This is a genomic window from Actinoplanes utahensis, assembly GCF_016862455.1.
Taxonomy (GTDB): domain Bacteria; phylum Actinomycetota; class Actinomycetes; order Mycobacteriales; family Micromonosporaceae; genus Actinoplanes; species Actinoplanes utahensis.
Genome location: NZ_BOMZ01000047.1, coordinates 1 through 20180, shown reverse-complemented (window position 1 = coordinate 20180; position 20180 = coordinate 1). Strand labels below are relative to the sequence as shown.

Genomic DNA, 20180 nt, shown 5'->3' with positions numbered 1-20180 from the left:
GTTTCGACGTCCCGGCATGAACGAGATCCGAGAAGTCATCGAACGTAAGGCCGCGCTGCTGGAGACCGGTGACGCCAAGGCCATCCTGGCGCACTACACGCCGAACCATGTCGAGTACAACCTGGCCCCTCCGCTGCGCCAGCCCGGCAACGACGGTGATCCGGCCGCGCTGGAAGCCTGGATGTCCACCTTCGAGGCGCCGCCACGGCGCGAGGTCACCGACCTGGAGATCACCACGGACGGTGACGTGGCCTTCGCGACCAGCCTCGACTGCCTGTCGGCGGTTCCGCGCGGCGCCACCGAGCCGTTCACCCTCTGGTTCCGGGTGACGCTCGGCCTGCGCCGCGTCGACGGCCGCTGGCTGGTCACCCACGAACACGAGTCCGTCCCGTTCGAGATGGACGGCTCCTTCCGCGCCTCCACCGGTCTCTCCCCCACCGGCTGACCGGTCGTGCCGGGGCGCTGGAAGACGCGGGCGCCCCGGAACCACGTCTGGATCGGCTCCCCGTCCGGGCCTTCTCCTCCCGCGGATGAGCGCGTCTCCCGCATCCGGATGGCAGCCGCGGCGGTGTGACCCCCGCCGCAGCACAAGTTCTTTGAATCTGAAATAGTTGCGCAAGCAAGGGAGTTGTACGGGGCAGTCCGGGAAGTGAAACCCCGGCCGGATCACCAGGAGCGGGTCATGCAGTTCGGAATCTTCAGCGTCAGCGACATCACGACGGACCCGACCACCGGCCGGACCCCCAGCGAAGCCGAGCGCATCAAGGACATCGTCACCATCGCCAAGCACGCCGAGGAGGTCGGTCTCGACGTCTTCGCGCTCGGCGAGCACCACAACGAGCCGTTCTTCTCCTCCTCGCCGACCACCACCCTCGCCTACATCGCCGCGCAGACGAAGACCCTGCAGCTGTCCACCGCGACCACGCTGATCACCACCAACGACCCGGTGAAGATCGCCGAGGACTTCGCGATGCTGCAGCACCTCTCCGACGGCCGGGTGGACCTGACCCTCGGCCGCGGCAACACCGGCCCGGTCTACCCGTGGTTCGGCAAGGACATCCGGGCCGGCATCCCGCTCGCCCTGGAGAACTACGCGCTCCTGCACAAGCTGTGGCGCGAGCACATCGTCGACTGGGAGGGCAAATTCCGCACCCCGCTGCAGAGCTTCACCTCCACGCCGCGCCCGCTCGACGACGTGCCGCCGTTCGTCTGGCACGGCTCGATCCGCAGCCCGCAGATCGCCGAGCAGGCCGCCTACTACGGTGACGGCTTCTTCGCCAACCACATCTTCTGGCCGAAGGAGCACACCCAGCGCATGGTGCAGCTGTATCGGCAGCGCTTCGAGCACTACGGCCACGGCTCCGCCGACCAGGCGATCGTCGGCCTCGGCGGCCAGGTGTTCATGCACCGGAACAGCCAGGACGCGGTCAAGCAGTTCCGGCCGTACTTCGACAACGCCCCCGTCTACGGCCACGGCCCGTCGCTGGAGGACTTCAGCCGGGAGACGCCGCTGACCGTCGGCAGCCCGCAGCAGGTCATCGAGCGCACCCTCGGCTTCCGCGAGTACGTCGGCGACTACCAGCGCCAGCTGTTCCTGATGGACCACGCCGGCCTGCCGCTGAAGACCGTCCTCGAGCAGCTCGACCTGCTCGGCGCCGAGGTGGTGCCGGTGCTCCGCAAGGAGTTCGCCGCCCGGAAGCCGGCCCACGTGCCGGACGCCCCGACCCACGCGTCCCTGCTGGCGAAGAAGAACGAGACCAAGGAAGAGGTCGCGGCATGAAGCAGCGCAAACTCGTCGTCATCAGCGCCGGCCTGAGCCAGCCGTCGTCGACCCGCCTGCTCGCCGACCAGCTGTCCGCGACCACGGCGAAGGCCGCCGCCCAGCTCGGTGTCACCCTCGACGTCCAGGTCATCGAGCTGCGCGACCTGGCCCACGAGATCACCGACAACATGCTGACCGGATTCGCCAAGCCCGCCCTCAAGCAGGCCCAGGAGGCGGTCACCGCGGCCGACGCGCTGATCACCGTGACACCGGTCTTCTCCGCCGGCTACAGCGGCCTGTACAAGTCGTTCTTCGACGTCCTCGACAAGGACGCCCTGGTCGACAAGCCGGTCCTGCTCGCCGCGACCGCCGGCACGGCCCGCCACTCGCTGGTCCTGGAACACGCGCTGCGCCCGCTGTTCGCCTACCTCCGGGCCACGATCATCCCGACGTCGGTCTTCGCGGCCAGCGACGACTGGGGCGCCAACTCGGTCGAGGGCCCGCTGCGCGGCCGGATCGAACGTGCCGCGGCCGAACTGGCCCGCGAGGTCGAGCGCAGGGAACCGGCGGTGGTCACCGACCCCTTCGCGCTCACCACCGATTTCGCGGAGATGCTCAAGAACCTCTGATCGGGGTACGGGGTGAAAGCAGCCGTGGCGGCCCGGACATCTCCGGGCCGCCACCGGCGTCTCCTAATAGATCCGGGGCGGAGGGACCCGGGGCGGCCGCCGCTCCGCCCGCGCCTCCGCGAGGTGCATCCCGGCCCGGATCACGGCGGCCACCGAGCACCCGATCGCCGCCAGGATCCCGAGAATCGCCAGGACGACCATCGGGATCACCAGGCCCCCGTTCGGATCCGCCCACCCGGCCAGCGCCGCCGGAACCGTCATGACCGCCGTCACCCCCAGCGCCACCGGCAGCCACCAGTAGCCCGCGGGTGCCCCGCGCCTTCGCATCACCACCACCGCCCCCGTGGTGATCACAAGCCCCAGCGCCATCGCGATGACCGCCGGGCCGAGTGGGAACTCCAGAAGCACCCAGTCGGTCTCGACGCTCGCCGGCGCCAGGTCGCCGGGCACGGTCGGAAACCCGATCCGCTGCCACGTCCCGGTCACGTCCCGCACCGCGAACCCGTCTCTGCCGTTCGCCACGACCACGACGTGACCGCCGGGAACGTCCTGCACCCCGATCGACTGCGAGGTGAGAGCGTCGATCCCCATGGTGTCGCGGTAGGCCCGGTTCAGCGTGATCCGCTCCAGCCGGGTGAGCACCCAATCCTCCGTCCACGGCCCGCCCGCGTCACTGCGCAGCACCCCGATCCCGTCCTCGATCACCCGGTAACAGACCTGCGGCACCGACCTCGTGCAGGCCGGGCCCGGAGCGGCGGGCGTCTGCTCGGGCGCGTCGCTCCAGGTCACACCTCCGTCCTTGCTGGCCGACCACCTCGTTTCGATCCAGCCCTCACCCACGAAGATCGTGTCCGCGGAGACGTACACCTTCTCCGCGGACAGATAGGGAACAGCGCTGGTCGCGGCCACACCCGCCAGCGCGAGCGGCAGGAGCACGGCCAGCCGCCATGCCCGCACCCACCGTTCCGTCCGCTCCGACCGTTGTCTGCCCGGCCGCTGGGCCGTCCACCAGGCGACGGCCAGGAACGGCAGTGCCAGCAGGTCGGTCGGATCCGAGCGGACCAGTGAGGGGGTGATCAGGCTCCACATCTCGGACGCGACCTGTCCCCCGTACACCCAGGCCTTGGTGAAGGCGAAACCCACACCCACCGCGACCAGCGCGCCCACCGCGACCGGCCGGAACCGTGCCCGCGGCGCGAAGAGGCTCGTCAGCACCGCCAGCAGCGGTGGCGCCAGCACCATGCCCGCCGCATCGCTGAGCTTCCCGGTCACCCAGCCCGGATGGGCCGCTTTCGCGACGTGGTCGTTGACCACCAGAACCGCCAGCGCCGCCATCGTCACCGGATGACCCAGCCAGGCGAGCGACTTCCCCCGCACACTCTCCACACCGACCACCCTCACGCACCGCGATCACGAGATCGACACGATGCGATACCCGTTAGGGCAGTCATCGAGCGCGCCGCGGCGGCACGGCCGGTGCGCGGTGCAGGATGAGAGCGGGAACACGGGCGAGCCGAGGGGGTACGGCCATGTGTGTCGAATCGGGACTGTCACGGCGGGCGGCGCTGGCCGGTGGTGCGGGGCTCGCGGCGCTCGGGTTCTCACCGGCGCCCGCCGCCGCGGCCGGTCCCGGCATCGTGGACCTCAGCTATCCGCTGAGCGACGCCTTCCCGGCCTTCTCACCCGGGGAGGAGGCGGTCCGCCGGACCGTCACCTCGATCGAGAAGGACGGCTATTACATGCAGGAATGGCGGATCATCGAGCACATCGGCACGCACGTGGACGCGCCCGCGCACTTCACCGCCGGCGGCCGCGTCTCCACCGAACTGCGCCCGTCCGAGCTGCTCCTGCCCGCCGTCGTCGTGGACGTCGCACACCGCGCCGCCCGTGACCCGGACACCGTCGTGACCGTGGACGACCTGCGGGCGTACGAACGCCGGTACGGCCGGATCCCCGACGGTGCGGCCGTCCTGATGTACTCCGGCTGGGGCGCGAAGGCCGGTGACGCCGCCGCCTACCGCGGCACCGACACCGCCGGGACGCTGCACTTCCCCGGCTTCAGCGCCGACGCGTGCGAATGGCTGCTGCGCCACCGCCGGATCCGTTCCCTCGGCGTCGACACCCTCAGCATCGATCCCGGCGTCTCCACCACCTTCGACACCCACCTGGCCCTGACCGGCGCCGACCGCTACGGCCTGGAGAACCTGGCCAACCTGCACCTGATGCCTCGCAGCGGCGCCCGTATCTTCGTGGGCCTGATCCCTTACGAGGGCGGTTCCGGCGGCCAGGCCCGCGTCCTCGCCACCGTCTGACCCTGCCGGCCACCGCGTAACCGGTCGACGCCGCTCCCCGGTCACCGCCGGTCGTTCCGCCCCCGCGCTGCGATGATCAAGCTGACCATCGCAGCGGCGAGGCCGAACAAGTTACCGATGCCGTCGACGACAGTGATCCAGTCACCCATGTCGGCCTCCTATCATGTCGATTCGCTGGATCGACCGTCGCAAGTCGGCGGGCGGTCCGGCATCAGCACCGAACAGATCCGGACACGGCACATCCGGATCGACACGACGACCAGGTGCCCTTCGCGTTTGCCGGCGTTCGACTAGAGTTGTTCGGTGCCCTCCGGTGACAGCCCGCCGAACACTTCCGGCCTCCCGGATCCTGACCGGATACATACGCGGGAGGAGTTCAGCGAGGCGCTCCGGCTGCTTCGCGGCACGAGCTCCTATGCGCAGCTCGACGCCGCTGCCCGGCGGACCCGGCCAGGCGGCTCTGAGGTCAAGCTGCTACCGGCGGCCACACTAAGCGATCTGCTCAACGGCAAGTCGCTACCCACCCGGGAGACCCTGAGTCTCTTCCTGGAAGCCTGTGATCTGGTAGCGGGCGCGCAGCAGCCGTGGTTGGCCGCATGGGAACGGGTCAGCACCGCCCACCTGCACAAGCCGCTCCACGCGGTCCGGGTCCGCGATGCCCGGCCGCGGTTGCTGGGAGTGCACGCGTCCATCCAGATGGATCCCGGCGTCGACACCCTGCCCACGTACGTGCCCCGGGACCTGGACCTCCTCCTGCGCGAGGCCGTCGCGGCCGCGGCTGGCGACGGTGGTTTCGTGTTGCTGCGTGGTGGCTCCTCGGTCGGCAAGACGCGCACCCTTTTCGAGGCGGTACGGGCAACCCTGCCGGAATGGTGGCTCCTGCATCCCGCGGACATGAGCGCGGTCCGGGCGCTCGCCGAGAAGCCGGCGCCCCGCACTGTCCTGTGGCTGGACGAACTGCAGCGATATCTGGACCAGCCGGGCGGTCTGCCGGTGGGCACCGTGCGCAGTCTGGTGGGCACCGGCATGGTGATCGTCGCGACTCTCTGGCCAAATGAATACAACGCCCGCGTCCTGCCCCGAACTCCGGAACAGGACGACCCGTACGCCAACGATCGGGAAGTCATCAACCTGGCCCGCATCTTCGATGTGGGCGACGAGTTCACCGCGGCCGAACTGAGCCGTGCGGAGGACCTGGCGAGCGACGAACGGATTCGCGCCGCTCTCACGAGCAAGGACGCAGGCCTCACCCAGGTCTTGGCAGCGGGGCCCGAGTTGATCCGATGGTGGGAAAACGCCGACCCCGGTGATCCCCGCCAATCCTGTGGCAAGGCGATCGTCACGGCTGCTCTGGATGCTCGACGAATGGGTGTCCGGGCGCCGTTGACCAGAGAGTTCCTGGCTGCCGCCGCCCCCGGATATCTGACCTCCGCCCAGCAGGCCGCGGCTCCACCGGACTGGCTGGATCAGGCTGTCAGCTATGCCACGGCCAAGTTGCACGGTGCGGCTTCCTGCCTGACACCGGTGGCCGGCGGCATGGGTGTCGTCCGCGGCTACCACACGGCCGACTATCTGCATCAGCACGCTCTCGTGGCGCGCCGCACAGCGCCTCTACCCGATGCGGTCTGGACGGCGCTTGTCGATCATCACGATCCCGAGGACACGAATCGGCTCGCCGACAGCGCCGACCGCCGGGCGCAGCACCGTCACGCCACCGCCCTGTACCGCCGGCTCGCGGATCGTGATGCGCCGGGCGCCGCATTGACACTTGCCACACATCTGCAGCTCCGGGGCAACGTCACGGAGCTGCGTGAACGCGCGGACGCCGGTGACGTGGCAGCATCGTCACGGCTGGCGGAGCTGCTCCGGGACCGGGGCGGACGGGACGAGTTGCGGCAACGAGCGGACGCGGGCGACCAGTACGCCGGGCGTGCCCTTGCCGAACTGTTGACCAGCGAGGAAAAGCTCGATGAGGCCGCGGCTCTGCTGCGCCGGCTCGCGGAGTCCGGTGACCCGCAGACGAACCGGCGGCTCGCGGGCGTGCTGGCCTGCCAAGGCCACATCGATGAGGCGATCGGTCACCTACGCGCGCGTGCCGAGGAGAAGGACCAGACGGCAGCCCGACAGCTGGCCGTTCTTCTGTTCCGACAGGGACGGGGTGACGAAGCCGTCGCTCTCCTCCAACAGCCGGCACACGCGGAGGACTCCCTGAACAAAATGCAATTGGCGCGGATACTCGTCCGGTTGGGCAGGATCGGAGAACTACAGGAACGCGCCGCGGACGGCGACCCGGAGGCTGTTGCACTCTGGGCCGAAGACTTGATCCGGAAAGGTCAGACAGTCGAGGCGACCGCGCTCGTCGAACAGCACGTGCACCTCTCCTCGGGTAGACCCCGCCGTGGCCCGCTCACTGCGCTATTAGCGAAGTTGCTGGCTCAGCAAGGCAGGTCGGATGAGCTCCGGCAGCGGTCCGCCGCCGGAGACCGGCATGCGGCCGATGCCCTGGCACGCCTGCTGGCCGAGAACGGCGATGCGGGAGGCCTCAGGGCACTCGCGGACTCCGGTAACAGCGCGGCTTCCACACGCTACGCCGACCTCCTGGAGCGAACCGGCCGAGCCGACGAAGCGATCGCCATGCTCCGCCGGCGCCTGGACTCGGGTGACCGGAAGCCGGCGCGGCGCTTGATCGCGTTACTGGAACGACAAGGCTGTGTCGACGAGGCTCTGACCATCCTCCGGCGACTTTCGGACAGCGGCGACTCTCGGTCGTCGGCGCTGCTACTGAACATGCTGGTGAAGCATGCCAGGTTCGATGAGATAGAACTCGAAGCCCGCGCCGGAACGTTTGCTGCGGACGTCTACTGGAACTTCTGGAAAGATCACCGAAAATTCGGTGCACGGATGTCCGAGTTCCAGGAGAGCTGGCTTCAGAGGTTCGATCGCCCCACTGCCGGACCGTCGCCGGCCCGAACTGCCGGACAGCGAGAAGTCTTCTCCGTCAATCTCATCGACGGAACCATCCAGCAGCTGATCTGAAGAAGCCGTGACCCCACGGCGCTTCCCTGATCATGGCGGGACGCGGTGCCGATGATCTCAGGTCCGGGCGTCGCGGCCCGATGCGAACGGCCATGTCCTCCTCCCGTAAACGTGTGCTCTCCTGGGTGGCCGTCGCCGCCGTGACCGCGGTGGCCGTCGCCGTGGCGGCCCGGGTCCGCGCCGGAAACAGCGACGTCGAGACGACGGAACCCGTACCGACACCTCCGGAACCGGAGCCCGTCCGGCGGCGGCGGCGAAGAGTGTGGTGGTGGATGGCGGGGCTCGCCGTGGTCCTGGTGGCCGCCGGGGGTGGCCTCGCCGTCGTCCTGACGAGCCGGCCGGACGGCGCCGCGTGCCTGTCGCAGCCGACGATGGCCGCGGACACGGCAGACACCGGCGTCGGCGGTGCCATCCTGGTGCCGCTGCTCAGGGATCTGCCCCCGGCGGGGCAGGTGATCCCGCTCGGCGGGGCTCTGACGCTGGAACACTCCGCCGAGATGCGGCACGAGATCACGGTGCTCGGCGTGGACGGGCTGAAACCGAACGAGCGGATCCAGCCGGTGCACGGCAGGAGACTCGTGTCGGTGCGGGTTCGGGAACGCAACACCGGGCAGCTGCCGATCATCCCGCAGGGCGACGATCACGCGTGGCTGTGCGACACGGACGGCTACTGGTATCAGCACGACACGGTGATGACCACGCTGCTGGCGGACACCGCTGCCGCTCAGCTCGACTCGCGGCTGCAGGTGGAGCAGCGGGTGGTGTTCCAGATCCGGGCGGAGTCAGAGCCCAGCCGGGTCCGCATCGCCCAGTACGTCGGCACCGGACCCCGAACCGGGGACTGGAAGCTCTAGACAGCGAAGCCGCCGGCAGGCAGGTCCACTCACCAGCGGGTGCCGATGGTGGTGAAGAACCAGAGCGCCGAGGTCACCCACAGGCCCGCGACCGCCGCCAGGACCAGGCCGCCGGCCACCGGAACACCCCAGCCGCGGTGTTCGCCGGGACGGCTGAGCAGCAGCATCTTGGTGACGAAGACGCCGTAGAGCACGCACCCGAGCAGTGAGTGGATCAGCACCCGCGGCGTCTCCGAGCGCAACCCGAAGTGGTAGAGGCAGTGCACCGCGACCGGCACCGACAGCAGCAGCGCGAGCCGGCCGCTCCACCGGTGCACGGCGGCGAACCAGGACGGGCCGGGAAGCACGTCGTACACCGCGAGAGCGGTCAGCAGCTGGACGGCGAGCAGGGCGGCCACGGCGGTGGCCAGCCACACTTTCATGGTCTGGGTACGCAGCAGGCCCGTCACGTCGGTGGTGCCGACGGTGTCGTGCAGGCGGCCGTAGACGCCGAGGCCGACCGTGACGCCGACACCGGCGACCACGGGCAGCCAGATCCGGGGCCGGAGCGCTGTCGCGGCCGGCACGTCAGAATCCCTCGCCGGTGTCCACGTCGATGGTGGTCGCGCCGGTCAGCACGGCGCCGTCGACGGTGGTGGTGCGGTTGGTGACGTCCAGGACGGGGGCGGCGGCGGGCTGTTCGTCCTTGAGCAGCACGCCGACCTGGCGGCCGTCGGGCAGGACGATCCAGGAGCCGTTGACGCGGGCGTTGCCGACCCGGCCGGCCAGGCGGTAGAGGCCGGACGGTTTGCTGACCACGCCGATCTCGAAGCGGTGCGCCTTCCCGCCGACGGTGATGTCGCCGGCGGCGCGGGTGGCGTCGAACAGGCCGGTGATCTTGGTGCCGTTCTTGCCGGTGAGGCTGAGCAGGCCGTTCTTGGCGGTGCCTTTGAGCCAGGCTTCGAGACGGTCGCCGTCGCAGATGTACGCGATCGCCGCCCCGTCCCGGATCGAGATGGCCAGGGTGCCGGCCTCGTCGTCGACCTTGCCGGCCATGGTGACCCGCAACCGTTCGGCGGCCGGGGTGTTCAACGGCGGCAGGGCGACCTCGCTCGTCGGCGGCAGCGTGCCGGCCGGTTGCGGGGCGGTGGACCCGGTCTTCTCCACCGGCGACACCGGGGGCGGGACGCTGACCTTGGTGACCAGGTTGCTGGTGCGTTCGCCGGCGGTGGCGGTCACGTTGATCCCGACGATCACGGCGGCGGCCAGGCCGGCCAGGCCCAGGGTGATCAGGGGGCCGCTGCGCCAGCGTGACCCCGCGCGCGGCCTGGGCGGGGGCGGCGGCGCGTACGTCCCGGTGGCGGGAAGTTGCCCCGCCCAGCTGCCGAGGGTGTCACCCGACGGTGGCACGAAGGCGGGGCGCGGCGGTTGCGGCGGCGCGGGCGGCGGGAACGTCGGCGGGGGCAGTTGCGGCGGCGGGAAGCCCAGCGGCAGGGTCGTCGGCTCGGGATCGGTGACCCCGGCCGGGCCCGCCAGGGCCGCGCCGGAGGCCGGTGGGGCGCTGGACGGCCGCACGGCGCCGGCGAACTGCTGCAGGTAGGCGGCCACTCGCCGGGCCGGGGGCCGGCGGCGCGGGTCGGGGGCCAGACAGTCCCGGGCGACCGGGCCGAGCGGGCCGGGCAGCAGGGACGGGTCGCCGGTGGGGCGGCCGGTGGTCAGCTCCAGCAGCAGCACACCGAGCGACCACACGTCGGCGGCCGGGGTCGGCGCGCCGCCCTGGAAGATCTCCGGTGCGGTGTAGCCGGGGGTGCCGCCGGCCGGGATGTGGTCGGTATCGTTGAGCAGCACCGCCACGCCGAAGTCGGTGATCCGGATCTCCGGTGGGGTGGACCGGCGCCGGACCAGGATGTTCTCCGGTTTCAGGTCGAGGTGGACGACGCCGTGATGGTGGGCGGCGGCCAGGGCGGCGGCGGTCTGCGCGGCGATCGTCACGACCTCGGCCGGGGTGAGGCGGCCACCCCGCATGGACAGGTAACGGCGCAGGTTGGGCCCGTCCACGTACTCCATGACCAGGGCCAGGGTGCCGCCCTCGACGATCAGGTCACGCAGGCCCACGATGGCCGGATGGTGCAGAGCGCGGAGCGCGGCCTCCTCGCGGAGGAACAGCTCGCGGACCCGGCGGTCGCCGGCCAGTTCGGGCCGCAGCAGTTTCGCCGCCAGCGGCAGGCCGCCCTGACGGCTCGTCGCCCGCCGCACGACCGCCATCGCGCCGCGGCCGATCTCCTCGTGCAACAGGTATTCCCTGCCGAGCGGTTCCTGACCGGACATCCCCGTACCCCTTGCCCTCCCGATAAAGCTCACTGACTTCCATAACAATGTGGATCTCTATCTGGTTCACCGCACCCATCATGGTAAATGCGAATAGGGTGAGTGTGATGTTGCTGAACGCGCCTTTCACCTATGCCGAGGTCGGCGCCACCCGGGAGGCGCCGCTGCCAGCCGGGTTCCGGCACGTCCGCCGGGATGTGCCGATCGGAGAGGGGCGGGAGACGTTCGAGCGGGCGTCGGCGGCGCTGCTGGACTGGCGGATGCACCGGGGCGCCGGTCTGACGGTGACCGCCTCCGGACCCGCCGAGCCGGGTCTGCCGGTGCTGATCGGCATCGGTTTCGGCAGGTTACGGCTGGTCGCGCCGTGTCGGGTGGTCTATCGGGTGGAGCAGAGCGATCAGCGCGGTTTCGCTTACGGCACGCTGCCCGGCCATCCGGAGTGCGGCGAGGAGGCGTTCGTCGTCCACCTGACCGCCGCCGGGCGGGTCCGGTTCCGGATCACCGCCTTCTCCCGGCCGATGTCGGCGCTGGCGCGGATCGGCGGGCCGCTGAGCATCCTGGCACAGGAATTCGCGACCCACCGGTACGTCCGCTCGATGATCAGATCGTCAGGCGCGTGACGAGAGATTCTTCAGCAATTCCATGGCGATCCGGTCGGTGGACCGGACGGTGTCGCTGAGGATCACCACACCGGTCCTCTTCTCCGGGTCGAACCCGGCGAACGAATAGAAGCCGCCGGTCTGCCCGTTGTGGAAGATCTGCCCCTGCGCGGTCCTCATCCAGCCCAGCCGGACGGTCATGAACGGGTTCATCCGGTGTTCGGCGGCGAGCGCGAGCCGCACGGCCGGCGTCAGCGGGCCGTCGTCGAAGTGGGCGCGGACGAAGGCGGCGACGTCGGTCACGGTGGAACGCAGGCCACCGGCGCCGGCCAGGTCGGCCAGGTGCCACGGGGCGACGGGACGGCGTCTGGCGTCGTGGCCCTGGACGGTGGGGCCGGCGGTGTCCGTACCCCGCAGGAAGTGGATCTCGCGGTTGACCAGCTCCGGGTAGGTCAGGCCGGTGTGCCGCGACAGCGCCAGGCCGAGCAGCCCGGCGCCGAGGTTGGAGTAGCGGAACCGGCGGCCGGGCGGCGCCGGGCTTATCCTCGCGAGGTTGGCGATCAGGAAGTCGGCGGTGCAGTGCCGGTACGGATCGGGGGTGTTCGGCCGCAGCAGCGCCCGCAGCATCATGCCTTTCGGCAGGCGGGGCAGCCCGGACGTGTGCTGGGCCAGATGCCGCAGGGTGATCCCCTCCGGCGCGGGAAGGAAGTCGCGCAACGGCTGGTCGAGGCGCACCTGTCCCGCGTCGACCAGCCGGGCCAGCACGATCGCGGTGAACACCTTGCTGACCGAGCCGATCTCGAACCGGGCGCCGGCATCGTGCCCGGCGGTGCCCTGGATCTCCGTGGCGTCCCCGTCGAGCGCGGCGACGACGACCCCGTGATGGTGCGGTTCCAGCTGCTTGACGGCCTGGTGGGTCAGTTCGCCGAGATCACTCATGCCGACCAGTCTGGCGAGCCGCGGCAACCGGCGGGATCGCGGCACGTCCGGCGATAGGGTTGCTGATCGGAGCAGGCGGTGCGCACGACGGGGAGCGACATGGACGACCATCGGTGGATGAGCCACGCGATCGAGCTGGCGCACCGCTGCCCGCCGTCCACGTCCGCGTTCTCGGTCGGCGCGGTCGTCGTCGACGGCGACGGTCAGGAGATCGCCGTCGGCTGGTCCCGGGACACCGACCCGCAGGTGCACGCCGAGGAGTCGGCCCTGCTGCGCGCCGGCGGTCAGCCGCGGCTGCGCACCGCGACCATGTACAGCACTCTCGAGCCCTGCTCGAAACGCGCCAGCCGCCCGCACGCCACCTGCACCGGTCTGATCATCGCGGCCGGCATCCCGCGGGTGGTGATCGCCTGGCGGGAACCCGATCTCTTCGTGACCTGCGAAGGTGTCGCGCTGCTCATCGCCGCGGGCATCGAGGTGGTCGAGATGCCGGGGTTCGCCGCGGCGGCGCGGGCGGCGAACGGTCACCTCGCCTTCTGAAACCCTTTCGCGGTACGCCGTGGGCAGCCCTTCGCCAGGATCCGGCAGTCCCGCCCGCCCCGGCAGCGGCGTTCGCCGTCCCGCACGGCCGACGGGGCCGGTCACGGGCGAAGCGGCCCCTTCCGGTCCCCGGCTGGTTGTCACTGCGGTCTCGACCGCCCGGAGACAGCCGTGACCACCAGCCGGAACCACCGCATCAGCCCGCAGCGGGCCGAACGGCCCGGTGAGCCGCGGACGTCGCCCCGGACGGCGACGGGACGGCGGAGGTCCGGCGGGGGCTGGGTACGGCGTACCGCAGAGAATGGCCCTTGCGAAGCTGAACGCCGCACCCGCCGGGTGCGTACTCACTGTCACCAGGGTCACGTCCCGGTTCGGTGAGGAGAAGATCATGACGGTCCAGGAACTGCAACCCAGGGAAGCCCGGCACCACTCCGGCGCGATCCTGCGCAGCCGCCGTTTCGCGACCCAGTTCGAGCTCGGCGGGCACGTGCTGACACTCGGCGTGGAACCCGGCGTGCGGGGCGGCCTCTACTACCTGCCGAACGCTCCCACCTGGGACGACGGCACCCCGGTCCCCCACGACGTCGCCGCCGGGATGCAGAAGGTGATCGAGGAGGTCGAGCGGTTCTGGGGCCACTGGCCGGAGTTCCGCGCCGTCCTCTGAACCGCGCCGCCGACCACCCGGCCACCGGGTCACCCGGCGAACGGCAGCCGTCACTGATCGTGACATGTCACGCTCGCGCTTGGAGCCGGCTGACCACGTCGGCGACCGTGCCGGCCGGGATGGCGAACCCGAGGCCGACGCTGCCGCTGCTGTCGCCGGTGGTGGCGATCGCGACGTTGATGCCGACCACCCGGCCGGACATGTCGACCAGAGCGCCGCCGGAGTTGCCCTGATTGATCGCGGCGTCGGTCTGCAGCAGACCGGTCAGTTTCTCCTCGCCGGTGTCCAGGGTGCGGTCCAGGGCGGAGACGATGCCGGAGGTGACGGTGCCCTCCAGTCCGAGCGGCGCGCCGAACGCGAGCACGGTGTCGCCGACCGCGACGGTGTCGTCGGTGGCGAACGTGACCGGCGTCAGCCCGGACAGCCCGGTCGCCTGCACCAGCGCCAGGTCGTGCGTGGGGTCGGTGGAGACGACGGTGGCGGGCACCGTACGCCCGGTGGACAGCCGCACGCTGACCGTGCCGTCCGCCTCGACGACGTGGTTGTTGGTGAGGATCAGGCCGTTCGCGCCGATCACCACACCGGAGCCCAGCGACGACGAGCGGGCGCCGTCCACCAGGACGGTCACCACGCTCGGCTGAACCGTCGCGACGATGGGCGCCAGGTCGCTGCCCTCGCTGACGGTCGACGAGGCGGCCGTGGCGGGGGCCGGGCCAGCGTTCAGGTACTGCTCGGCCAGGACGGCGCCGGTGCTGCCACCACCCGCGATCAGGACCAGCACCGCGGCGCCGCCCGCGACGCGCCGCTTCCAGCGCGGGTCCCGGGGCGGCTTCACCATCACCGGTGGGATGTGCGTCGGCGGCTGGTCGGAACCGCCGCCGGAATGCGTGTCGTCGAGGGTGGGGCGGGTCATCAGGTCGGTCATGTCATCGAGGTTGCGCCCCGAACGTGTTCGGCGGCGGTGAGCCGTCTGTGACTTCGCTGTGCCCGGCGGTAGCCCGTCCGGGTGGCTTCGGCGCGGCAACCCGTACACCGGGAAGTGCGGTCTAGGGTCGTCGGCGTGCTTCTCCCCGGTCCCCCCTTCTCCCCCACCGACGGCCCCGCAGAGACCGTTCCGGCTCAGCAGACGTCCGGCGGATCCGCAGCCGGCGTCCAGCCGGATCGCCCGCGGATCGGCCGTTCGCGGCCCACCGTGGAACGCCGGCCGTTCGGCCCGACGATCACCGAGCCGGCGGCGGCGCTCCGCGAAGGCCGACCCCGCGACCTACGCAAAAGGTCCGATTTGCCCTGATATGCCAACCCCGTGGGGGGGATTGACCCACCTCACAGTGCCATCCACGGCCGGCCCGGCGTTATCAGCGCGAGGGTCGGCCGAAAGGCGTAGTGGCGCACAGGGTTTGGAGACTTCAGGCAGATGTCAGGCACAGCTCCTCCCGAGATGCTGGATTCACGCAGCACACATCGGGAGGTCACCATGTACACACGGGGAATGCTCAGCCTGGTCGGCAGCGCCGTCGGTGGTTTGATCGGCTGGTCCGAGCCGGTTCCGACCGCCGACCCGGAAGCGTTGCGGGGGCTCTTCGCCGACCTCGGCGTGCGGGTCGGCTCCGACGAGGCCGCGCTCGCCGAGGCGGTCAGCTACTTCCAGACCCGCGCCGGCCTGCCGGTCGACGGCGAAGCCGGTCCGCGCACCGTGCACCTGCTGGCCCGCTACGCGGCCGAGGCCCGCGAACTCACCTGGATCCAAGCCGCCTGAGTGATGCCGCCGCAAGCCCCCCGTCGATAGGGTGGGCTCGCGATGAGCGAGCACCTGATCACCTACTACGACGGCGTCACCGGCGAACGGACCGGGCTCACCCCCGCCGAGCTGGGCGCCTGGGTCGCCGCGACCGCAGCGCTGCTCACCGGGGAGTGCGGCCTGAAACGCGGCAGCCGCGCCGGTGTGCTCCTGCCACCACACTGGCAGACCGCGGCGGTGCTGCTCGGCGCGTGGGCGTCCGGGATCGAGGTGGCGTTCCGCGGATGGGGAGCCGCCGGCCTCTCCCCCGACACCGGACCCGACCTGGACGTGACCTTCGTGGAACGACGGCGGGTCGACAGCTGGCTCGAGGACGTGCCACCGGCCCGGTTCCAGTTCGTGCTCGGCCTGGCCCCCGGCGGGGCGCCGTCACCGGACGTGCCGCAGGGCTATCGTGACTTCCCGCCCGCCGCCCGCGCCCATCTGGGTGCCGCGCCGCCACCGTCCGGGGTTGCGGTGGGCGAGCCGGCCACGGTCGACGGCACGACCTTCGGGGAGTACGGGGCCGCAGCCGCCGCCGTGGCCACCGCGCGCGGGATCATCACCGGCGACCGGGTGCTCGTCGACACCACGACGTGCGAGGAGCCGCTGATCTGGCTGATGGCCCCGCTGACCGCGGGCGCCTCGATCGTCCTCTGCGCCAACGCGGACCGTTCCCGCCTCGACGAGCTGATCACCGCCGAAGCGATCACCCGGGTTCTCTAGGGCGTACTGACCACCCGCCGACCGTGCTTGGGATCTCTGCGACGGCCTCGGCATCTGATCACGCCGGGGCGGCGGCCTCCAGATCGGCGACACTGCCCGACATGATGGTCCGGATGTGGGCGGTGATGTGCTCGGCCGGCCAATCCCACCAGGCGACCGCCAGCAGCCGGGCGATGTCCTCGTCACTGAAGCGTTTCCGGATCGGCCGGGCCGGGTTGCCACCCACGATCGTGTAGTCGGGAACGTCCGACGTGACCACGGAACCCGCCGCGACGATCGCGCCGTGACCGATCCGCACACCGGGCATCACCGTCACGCCGTACCCGAGCCAGACGTCGTTGCCGAGCACCGTGTCCCCCCGGTTCGGCAGGTCGATCAACAGATCGACGTGCCGCGACCAGTCGCCGCCCATGCTCGGGAACGGGAAGGTGGAGGGTCCGTCCATCTGGTGGTTGGCGCCGTTCATGATGAACCGGACCCCGGTCGCGAGCGCACAGAACCGGCCGATGATCAGTTTCTCCGGGCCGTAGTGGTAGAGCACGTTCCGCGTCTCGAAGCCTGTCGCATCGTCGGGATCGTCGTAGTAGGAGAACTCCCCGACCTCGATCAACGGCGACGTGACCAGAGGCCGGAGCAGTACCACCCGCGGCTGTCCCGCCATCGGGTGAAGAACCGTCGGATCGGCCGTCACCTCCTCACCCCCGGTGTCCCGGATTCGCTGGAGACCGATCTGGTGTCGTCCATGGCGCCTTCTCTCCCACCGAACAGTTCCATGATCCTTACGGAACCTCAGCTTGGCCGTCGCCGCCGCCCTCGACAACGCTCGATCCGGCAACGATCCATGACCTGCGGTGAACGATGAACCTCCGGCTGAACGGCGCCCGCCCCGGGCTCGGCCACCGGCGGTCAGGCGTTACGGGGCGGCTCGTAACCGTCGCATTCGTCGCCCTCGGCGAGCGCCGGGCTGAGCCCGTTGCACAGACGCACCGACGGCAGGGTTGCGGCGCTCCACGGCAGACGGTTCGCCTCGGTGCGGAAGGTCGCCGTGCCGGGTTTGCACAACACGCCGAACGTGTACCACTCGATGCCGTCGGCAGGCCCGTTGGTCGTGGTCTGCAGCACGCCGCACCGCGTGCCCCCGGTGACCTTGAGCGTGATCGTGATCCGCCCGTCCGGCTTGGTCACCCGCGGTTTCCGGTCCCCGTCCGTGCCCGGCCGACCGGCGCCGGGCCGATCCGCGGCGGGCCGCGCGCCGTCCGCCGTACCCCCACCGGTGCGGTCTCCCGGCAGCTCATAAGCGCCCTGAGCCGTCGCCCCGGGCACCACCAGCCGGAACGTCAACCTCGCACCCGCCCGCACCGCCGTCGGCGCCGATCCTGCCGCAACGACCTCTGTTCTCGACGCCGCCACCGGCACGCCCTCCGCGGCCCTCGTGCCCGGTGAAACCGGCACGCCCTCCGCGGCCCTCGTGCCCGGTGAAACCGGCACGCCCTCCGCGACCCTCGTGCCCGGTGAAGGGGCCGCGAGCAGGGAGGAGGCCGTGGCGGGCAGAACGAGCAGGACCGAAGCGGCGATCGCACCGCTGATTACGCGAAAGGCCAGTGACTTCATCGCCGTCTCCCGTTGCCGCCGGTTGGGTCGGCTCTCATCCTGCCGATCCGGGTGCCACAGAATCCGGCTCACTGACGACATTTCGGATATTTCACTCTTTGAGGTGCGGCTCCGTCGTGAGCTGCCGCCGCATGCAGACCCGGCGCCACCGATCCAGTCCCGCCGCCGCCTCATGCTCCCGGACGGCCCGCAGCCCCGGTGTGACCTCGCCGTCCTCCAGAACAACGAAACCACACCGCTCGTAGTACGGCGCATTCCAGGCCACGTCGGCAAAGGTCGTGAGGGTCAGCGCCGCCGCCCCGATCCCCCTCGCATGATCCGCCGCATGCTCGATCAGCAGCCGCCCCACGCCCCTGCCCGACCACCGCGGATGAACCGACACCTGCTCGACGTGAACACTCCCGTCCACGAGATCCGCGATCAGGTACCCGGCCACGGTCGAGTCCACCGCGCCCTCGGAGCCGCCGGCCGCCCCGCGACGCCCACCGGCGGAGGGGCCGGGCAGGACCGCCACCCAGGCTCGGCCCGCGTTCACGTACCCGGTGAGCACCTCGATCGACGGCGGCTCGTCCTCGGCGATCTCCACCATCCCGATCTCCCGGAACAGCTCGCCCGCAGCCCGTTCGATCTCCCGCAACTCCGGCAGGTCACTGTCCAACGCCGCTCTGATCCGCATCCCGCCGATGGTGCCCGCCCGGATCCGTTGCGCCAAACCCGTTTCCGGCTCACTCGTCGAAGTCGACCACCACCTTGGGGGACGCCGGCACACTCTGACAGGTCAGTACGAAACCCGCCGCGATCTCGGCGTCCTCCAGCGCGAAATTGCGCCGCATCCGAACCTCCCCGTCGGTGATCCGCCCCCGACAGGTGCCGCAGACCCCGCCCTTGCACGCGAACGGCAGGTCCGGCCGGTACCGCTGGGCGCCGTCGAGCAGCGTCACCCCTTCCGGCACCGTGATCGTCGTGGACCGCCCGTCCAGCACCACCGTGACCTCGCTGCCGGGTCCTTCGTCGACGGTCTCCGGCCGGTCCGGCGGCGGGGGCGCCTCATCCACCCAGAACAGTTCCCGATGCACCCGGCCGGCCGGCACCCCGGACTCCCCGAGTACCTCCAGTGCATCGGTGACCATGCCGAACGGCCCGCAGAGCCACCAGTCGTCCACGCCGGGCACGTCCACCAGCAGCGGCAGCAGGGTCCGGAGCCGTTCCGCGTCGAGGCGCCCGGTGAACAACTCGGACTCGCGGGGCTCCCGGGACAGCACGTGCACGAGTTCGAGCCGGTCCGGGTAGGTGTCCTTCAGATCGGCGAGTTCCTCGGCGAACATGACGGTGTCCGCCCGCCGGTTGCCGTAGAACACGGTGACGTCGGTGCCCGGCCGTCGCAGCAGGGACGCGGCGATCGACAGCACCGGCGTGATCCCGGACCCTGCCGCGATCAGCACGTGCCGCCCACCCGCCGCCTCATCCGGTGTGAAGACCCCCGACGGCGGCGCGACGTCGACCAGGTCACCGGGCCGCAGATCGTGCACGATCCACCGGGAGATCCGTCCGCCGGGAACCTCGCGAACGCCGATACGCGGCGCGGCCCCGACCGGCGCACAGATCGAATAGGTACGCCGTTCCCCGTCGCGGTGCACGGTGAGCGACTGCCCGGCCCGGAACCGATAGCGTTCCGTCAGCGCCGGCGGCACCTCGAACATCACCGCGACCGCATCGGCGCAGAGCCGGTCCACGCGTGCGACCCGTAGCTGATGGAACCCCCGTGGCGGCATCTCAGATCTCCCGCATGTGCTCGAACGGTTCCCGGCACGCCGGGCATCGGCGCAGCTCACGGCAGGCGGTGGCGCCGAACGCCGCGACCGTCTCGGTCTCGGCGTGCCCGCATCGGGGGCAGGCCACCGGCACCGGCCGCGGCGTGAGAGTCAACGGAATCGGCCCGGCCCGGCGCACCGGCGCTGCCCCGGGCGGGGCGATCCCCGCTTCCGCGAGCTTGCGCTTCCCGGTTTCGCTGATCCAGTCGGTGGTCCAGGCGGGCGCCAGCACGGTACGCACCTCAGAGCGCCCGAATCCCGCCCGCCGCAATGCCACCCGGATGTCCGTGGAGATGGTCTCCATGGCCGGGCACCCCGAGTACGTCGGCGTGATCGTCACCACCACCCCGTCCGGTTCCTGCCGCACGTCACGGACGATTCCGAGTTCCGCGAGCGTGACCATCGGCAACTCCGGATCCGTGACCGCCCCCACCACCTCGGCCGCCGTCACCACCGTGCTCACCACACTCCACCCGGCACCGACCGCGCGACCCCTTGCATCTCGTCCAGGATCTCCGCCAGAGCCGGCCCATGCACCCCGCCCCGCCCGCACAGCCCCGCCCACACCGGCCGCTCCTCCCCGGCTTCCGGGACGGCGCCACCGGGATGCCGG

General features: G+C 70.9%; 21 protein-coding genes. 11 read left to right on the top strand and 10 right to left on the bottom strand.

From position 1 onward, the window contains the following. The first annotated feature begins 16 nt into the window (after positions 1–16). The 3 genes from Aut01nite_RS17540 (at position 17) to Aut01nite_RS17530 (ending at position 2391) form a co-directional block, all read left to right on the top strand. Complete coding sequence (locus tag Aut01nite_RS17540; protein ID WP_043523144.1) at positions 17–445, top strand: YybH family protein; 429 nt, start codon at positions 17–19, stop codon at positions 443–445. A gap of 237 nt (positions 446–682) precedes the next feature. Beyond that, positions 683–1780, top strand: a complete 1098-nt coding sequence (locus tag Aut01nite_RS17535; protein ID WP_043523326.1) for an LLM class flavin-dependent oxidoreductase — start codon at positions 683–685, stop codon at positions 1778–1780. Next, on the top strand, positions 1777–2391 hold the full coding sequence (locus Aut01nite_RS17530) for an FMN reductase (RefSeq protein WP_043523143.1): 615 nt from the start codon (positions 1777–1779) through the stop codon (positions 2389–2391). Before Aut01nite_RS17535 ends, Aut01nite_RS17530 begins: the two co-directional genes overlap by 4 nt. Before the next feature lie 63 nt (positions 2392–2454). Here Aut01nite_RS17530 and Aut01nite_RS17525 read toward each other — a convergent pair whose 3' ends face one another. After that, positions 2455–3777, bottom strand: coding sequence for a hypothetical protein (locus tag Aut01nite_RS17525; RefSeq protein ID WP_152628516.1), 1323 nt, complete (start codon positions 3775–3777; stop codon positions 2455–2457). Between the two features lie 143 nt (positions 3778–3920). Here Aut01nite_RS17525 and Aut01nite_RS17520 point away from each other — a divergent pair, with 143 nt between their 5' ends. From Aut01nite_RS17520 to Aut01nite_RS17510, 3 genes are all read left to right on the top strand, one after another. After that, positions 3921–4703 carry a cyclase family protein gene (locus Aut01nite_RS17520; protein ID WP_239124606.1) on the top strand — a complete coding sequence of 261 codons (783 nt, stop codon included), beginning with the start codon at positions 3921–3923 and terminating at the stop codon, positions 4701–4703. 303 nt (positions 4704–5006) lie between these two features. Continuing rightward, positions 5007–7739, top strand: a complete 2733-nt coding sequence (locus Aut01nite_RS17515; protein WP_204037571.1) for a hypothetical protein — start codon at positions 5007–5009, stop codon at positions 7737–7739. Between the two features lie 92 nt (positions 7740–7831). Next, complete coding sequence (locus Aut01nite_RS17510; RefSeq protein ID WP_152628855.1) at positions 7832–8593, top strand: hypothetical protein; 762 nt, start codon at positions 7832–7834, stop codon at positions 8591–8593. Between the two features lie 29 nt (positions 8594–8622). On the opposite strand, the gene Aut01nite_RS17505 is transcribed toward Aut01nite_RS17510, so the two are convergent. Together Aut01nite_RS17505 and Aut01nite_RS44310 are read right to left on the bottom strand one after the other, a co-directional pair. Next, entirely contained in the window at positions 8623–9159 is a 537-nt protein-coding gene (locus tag Aut01nite_RS17505) for a DUF6529 family protein (protein ID WP_043527724.1), read from the bottom strand. Position 9160: 1 nt separating this feature from the next. Next, the gene (locus Aut01nite_RS44310; protein WP_043527725.1) at positions 9161–10900 is read right to left on the bottom strand and encodes a protein kinase domain-containing protein; all 1740 of its coding nucleotides are present in this window, start codon (positions 10898–10900) and stop codon (positions 9161–9163) included. 107 nt (positions 10901–11007) lie between these two features. Here Aut01nite_RS44310 and Aut01nite_RS17495 point away from each other — a divergent pair, with 107 nt between their 5' ends. Then, positions 11008–11520 carry a DUF1990 domain-containing protein gene (locus Aut01nite_RS17495; protein ID WP_043527726.1) on the top strand — a complete coding sequence of 171 codons (513 nt, stop codon included), beginning with the start codon at positions 11008–11010 and terminating at the stop codon, positions 11518–11520. Here Aut01nite_RS17495 and Aut01nite_RS17490 read toward each other — a convergent pair. Continuing rightward, complete coding sequence (locus tag Aut01nite_RS17490) at positions 11509–12438, bottom strand: serine hydrolase domain-containing protein (protein ID WP_161790679.1); 930 nt, start codon at positions 12436–12438, stop codon at positions 11509–11511. The two genes, Aut01nite_RS17495 and Aut01nite_RS17490, sit on opposite strands and share 12 nt — an antisense overlap. Before the next feature lie 99 nt (positions 12439–12537). On the opposite strand from Aut01nite_RS17490, the gene Aut01nite_RS17485 reads away from it, so the two are divergent. Beyond that, complete coding sequence (locus Aut01nite_RS17485) at positions 12538–12978, top strand: deaminase (RefSeq protein WP_043527727.1); 441 nt, start codon at positions 12538–12540, stop codon at positions 12976–12978. A gap of 388 nt (positions 12979–13366) precedes the next feature. Then, positions 13367–13642 (top strand): hypothetical protein, encoded by a 276-nt coding sequence (locus tag Aut01nite_RS17480; RefSeq protein ID WP_152628858.1) that lies wholly within the window; start codon positions 13367–13369, stop codon positions 13640–13642. A gap of 67 nt (positions 13643–13709) precedes the next feature. On the opposite strand, the gene Aut01nite_RS17475 is transcribed toward Aut01nite_RS17480, so the two are convergent. Continuing rightward, complete coding sequence (locus tag Aut01nite_RS17475; RefSeq protein WP_043527729.1) at positions 13710–14567, bottom strand: S1C family serine protease; 858 nt, start codon at positions 14565–14567, stop codon at positions 13710–13712. A gap of 549 nt (positions 14568–15116) precedes the next feature. Between Aut01nite_RS17475 and Aut01nite_RS17470 the strand changes: the two genes are divergently transcribed. Further along, entirely contained in the window at positions 15117–15398 is a 282-nt protein-coding gene (locus tag Aut01nite_RS17470; RefSeq protein WP_043527730.1) for a peptidoglycan-binding protein, read from the top strand. A 42-nt stretch (positions 15399–15440) separates the two neighbouring features. After that, positions 15441–16145: a TIGR03089 family protein gene (locus Aut01nite_RS17465; RefSeq protein ID WP_052164033.1), complete on the top strand. Its 705-nt coding sequence runs from the start codon at positions 15441–15443 to the stop codon at positions 16143–16145. 58 nt (positions 16146–16203) lie between these two features. On the opposite strand, the gene Aut01nite_RS17460 is transcribed toward Aut01nite_RS17465, so the two are convergent. From Aut01nite_RS17460 to paaD, 5 genes are all read right to left on the bottom strand, one after another. Next, on the bottom strand, positions 16204–16806 hold the full coding sequence (locus Aut01nite_RS17460; protein WP_052164034.1) for a CatB-related O-acetyltransferase: 603 nt from the start codon (positions 16804–16806) through the stop codon (positions 16204–16206). A gap of 245 nt (positions 16807–17051) precedes the next feature. Further along, positions 17052–17486 (bottom strand): hypothetical protein, encoded by a 435-nt coding sequence (locus Aut01nite_RS17455; RefSeq protein ID WP_043527733.1) that lies wholly within the window; start codon positions 17484–17486, stop codon positions 17052–17054. A 361-nt stretch (positions 17487–17847) separates the two neighbouring features. Beyond that, positions 17848–18432: a GNAT family N-acetyltransferase gene (locus Aut01nite_RS17450; protein WP_043527845.1), complete on the bottom strand. Its 585-nt coding sequence runs from the start codon at positions 18430–18432 to the stop codon at positions 17848–17850. A 49-nt stretch (positions 18433–18481) separates the two neighbouring features. Next, positions 18482–19528 (bottom strand): 1,2-phenylacetyl-CoA epoxidase subunit PaaE, encoded by a 1047-nt coding sequence (gene paaE, locus Aut01nite_RS17445; protein WP_043527734.1) that lies wholly within the window; start codon positions 19526–19528, stop codon positions 18482–18484. 1 nt (position 19529) lies between these two features. Further along, positions 19530–20021 (bottom strand): 1,2-phenylacetyl-CoA epoxidase subunit PaaD, encoded by a 492-nt coding sequence (gene paaD / locus Aut01nite_RS17440; RefSeq protein ID WP_043527847.1) that lies wholly within the window; start codon positions 20019–20021, stop codon positions 19530–19532. Positions 20022–20180: the final 159 nt, after the last annotated feature.

Bases quoted from the DNA above. Each gene is read 5' to 3' on its own strand.
- Aut01nite_RS17510 (WP_152628855.1), top strand. From the start codon at position 7,832: ATGTCCTCCTCCCGTAAACGTGTGCTCTCCTGGGTGGCCGTCGCCGCC.
- Aut01nite_RS17490 (WP_161790679.1), bottom strand. From the start codon at position 12,438: ATGAGTGATCTCGGCGAACTGACCCACCAGGCCGTCAAGCAGCTGGAA.
- Aut01nite_RS17465 (WP_052164033.1), top strand. From the start codon at position 15,441: ATGAGCGAGCACCTGATCACCTACTACGACGGCGTCACCGGCGAACGG.
- Aut01nite_RS17470 (WP_043527730.1), top strand. From the start codon at position 15,117: ATGTACACACGGGGAATGCTCAGCCTGGTCGGCAGCGCCGTCGGTGGT.
- Aut01nite_RS17450 (WP_043527845.1), bottom strand. From the start codon at position 18,432: ATGCGGATCAGAGCGGCGTTGGACAGTGACCTGCCGGAGTTGCGGGAG.
- Aut01nite_RS17460 (WP_052164034.1), bottom strand. From the start codon at position 16,806: ATGGCGGGACAGCCGCGGGTGGTACTGCTCCGGCCTCTGGTCACGTCG.
- Aut01nite_RS44310 (WP_043527725.1), bottom strand. From the start codon at position 10,900: ATGTCCGGTCAGGAACCGCTCGGCAGGGAATACCTGTTGCACGAGGAG.
- Aut01nite_RS17530 (WP_043523143.1), top strand. From the start codon at position 1,777: ATGAAGCAGCGCAAACTCGTCGTCATCAGCGCCGGCCTGAGCCAGCCG.
- Aut01nite_RS17520 (WP_239124606.1), top strand. From the start codon at position 3,921: ATGTGTGTCGAATCGGGACTGTCACGGCGGGCGGCGCTGGCCGGTGGT.
- Aut01nite_RS17495 (WP_043527726.1), top strand. From the start codon at position 11,008: ATGTTGCTGAACGCGCCTTTCACCTATGCCGAGGTCGGCGCCACCCGG.
- Aut01nite_RS17540 (WP_043523144.1), top strand. From the start codon at position 17: ATGAACGAGATCCGAGAAGTCATCGAACGTAAGGCCGCGCTGCTGGAG.
- paaE (WP_043527734.1), bottom strand. From the start codon at position 19,528: ATGCCGCCACGGGGGTTCCATCAGCTACGGGTCGCACGCGTGGACCGG.
- Aut01nite_RS17485 (WP_043527727.1), top strand. From the start codon at position 12,538: ATGGACGACCATCGGTGGATGAGCCACGCGATCGAGCTGGCGCACCGC.
- Aut01nite_RS17475 (WP_043527729.1), bottom strand. From the start codon at position 14,567: ATGACCGACCTGATGACCCGCCCCACCCTCGACGACACGCATTCCGGC.
- Aut01nite_RS17535 (WP_043523326.1), top strand. From the start codon at position 683: ATGCAGTTCGGAATCTTCAGCGTCAGCGACATCACGACGGACCCGACC.
- Aut01nite_RS17480 (WP_152628858.1), top strand. From the start codon at position 13,367: ATGACGGTCCAGGAACTGCAACCCAGGGAAGCCCGGCACCACTCCGGC.